Genomic DNA, 1,981 nt, shown 5'->3' with positions numbered 1-1,981 from the left:
GCCGGGGCCGAGCCCGGGCTCCGTTCGTGACGATGCCCACCGCACCACGGGGGCGGTGGGCATCTCGCGTACGGGGGTTGTTCAGCCGAGGCTCCGTACCGGAAGGACGCAGTGGGCCGAGGTCATGATGACGTTCGGGTCTCCCGCGAAGGCGCGCAGCAGGTCCTCGCCGACCGGTCGGCCCGGCGCGCCCTCGGGCCACGGGCGGGTGGCGAACATGATGTTCACCTCGCCGCGGTGCTCGGCGGCGGTCAGCCACTCGGCCGGGGCGGGGTACTGGGCGGTGAAGTGGGGGAGCGTCAGGACCGCCTGGCCGGCGTGGACGAGCAGCTTGACCGGAAGCCCCGGGGTCTCGGCCGCGTACACCGGGCCGGTGCCCACCGGCAGTCCGCTGCGCTCCAGGGACGCGCGCATGGCGGTCTCGCCGGTGGCCGGGCCTTCCGCGCCGTCGCCCAGCGAGTAGACGAGAAGGAAGGCGACGTCGGGGCCTCCGTCGGGGTGTTCGCCGCTCCACCCGATCAGCGAGATCGTGCCCAACTGGGCTTGTGTGAACGTGTCGGTGGCCGTCTGGGGTGAGGTCATGCTCGGCACCATAACGGCCGATGAGCAGCCCATGTGCATGCGTATCACCTGATCGAGGGATATCAGAGAATATCTCCGACGAATGCCGTCAGGGTCGCGTCTTGGCTCCGGGTGGACGCGACGGGGGTGGAAAAACGTGTTGACGGCGCCTCGTGGTCGCGGGCTATCGTGTGCGGCGTCGCCGGGCGGATGACTGCCGCCGGTGCCGTTCCCGTGCGTGAACCAGGAGGTGAGGACATTGATGACTGTCGCCGAGATGGGCGTTGCCCACCGCAGAAGCATCGTTCCCGCCCCCGTGGTCGCCGGCTGACCTCTTCGTTCGACAACTCCGCGCGCCTGTGTGCGCGTTGCCGGGGCCACCCTTCGAAGGGTTTCCCTTGTCCTCCCAGTTCTCTGGTTCTTCCTCCTTCTCTTCCGCCTCTTCCGTTCACTTCCAGGACGCGTCCGCCGCGCATCCGCTGTCCGCGTACGGCTGGGACGACGGCTGGGCTGCCGCGTTCGCCCCGTACGCCGCGCAGGGGCTGCTGCCCGGGCGTGTGGTGCGGGTCGACCGCGGGCAGTGCGACGTCGTCACCCCGCGGGGGACGCTGAGGGCCGACACCGCGTTCGTCGTCCCGCGTGATCCCATGCGCATCGTCTGCACCGGCGACTGGGCCGCCGTCGACCCCGAGGGGGATCCGCGGTTCGTACGGGCGCTGCTGCCACGGCGTACGGCCTTCGTCCGCTCGACGACGTCGCAGCGCTCCGAGGGACAGGTCCTCGCCACCAACGTGGACCACATCGCCATCTGTGTCTCGCTCGCCACGGAACTCGACCTGGGACGGGTGGAGCGCTTCCTCGCGCTCGCGATGTCCAGCACCGACGGCGCGGCGCTGCTCCGCGACGGGGCGGACGCCGCGGACGGTGCCGCCGAACCGGTCGTGGTGCTGACCAAGGCCGATCTGGTGCCGGACACCACGACGCTGTCGCACCTCGTCCAGGACGTCGAGGCCGTCGCGCCCGGTGTGCAGGTGCTTCCCGTCAGCTCCGCCACGGGCGAGGGACTGGACGTGTTCTCCGCGATCGTGTCGGGTGGCACGAGCGTGCTGCTCGGGGTCTCCGGCGCGGGCAAGTCGACCCTCGCCAACACCCTGCTCGGCCGTGACGTGATGGAGGTGCAGGCCGCGCGCGAGGTCGACGGCAAGGGCCGCCACACCACCACGACCCGCAATCTGCTGGTGCTGCCCTTCGGGGGCGTGCTCATCGACACCCCGGGGCTGCGCGGGGTCGGGCTCTGGGACGCGGAGACCGGCGTCGGTCAGGTCTTCTCCGAGATCGAGGAACTGGCCGAGCACTGCCGGTTCCACGACTGCGCCCACCTGTCCGAGCCCGGCTGCGCGGTGCTCGCCGCGGTCGAGGA

At 71.0% G+C, this 1,981-nt stretch carries 2 protein-coding genes; one reads left to right on the top strand and one right to left on the bottom strand.

Annotated elements, in window-relative coordinates; translation table 11 throughout:
• Positions 1-81 precede the first annotated feature (81 nt).
• Complete coding sequence (locus AMK22_RS37190; RefSeq protein WP_073792157.1) at positions 82-582, bottom strand: DUF5949 family protein; 501 nt, start codon at positions 580-582, stop codon at positions 82-84.
• 458 nt (positions 583-1,040) lie between these two features.
• On the opposite strand from AMK22_RS37190, the gene rsgA reads away from it, so the two are divergent.
• The coding region (rsgA, locus tag AMK22_RS37185) for a ribosome small subunit-dependent GTPase A (protein WP_242434339.1) at positions 1,041-1,981 on the top strand (941 nt) is incomplete at its 3' end.

Origin of the sequence: Streptomyces sp. CB01580 (assembly GCF_001905795.1) — a bacterium.
Taxonomy (GTDB): Bacteria; Actinomycetota; Actinomycetes; order Streptomycetales; family Streptomycetaceae; genus Streptomyces.
The sequence above is the reverse complement of the archived record's forward strand: the minus strand, read 5'-3'. Positions and strand labels throughout refer to the sequence as shown.

Coding starts and splice junctions, on each gene's coding strand:
- AMK22_RS37190 (WP_073792157.1), bottom strand. CDS start 582: ATGACCTCACCCCAGACGGCCACCGACACGTTCACACAAGCCCAGTTG.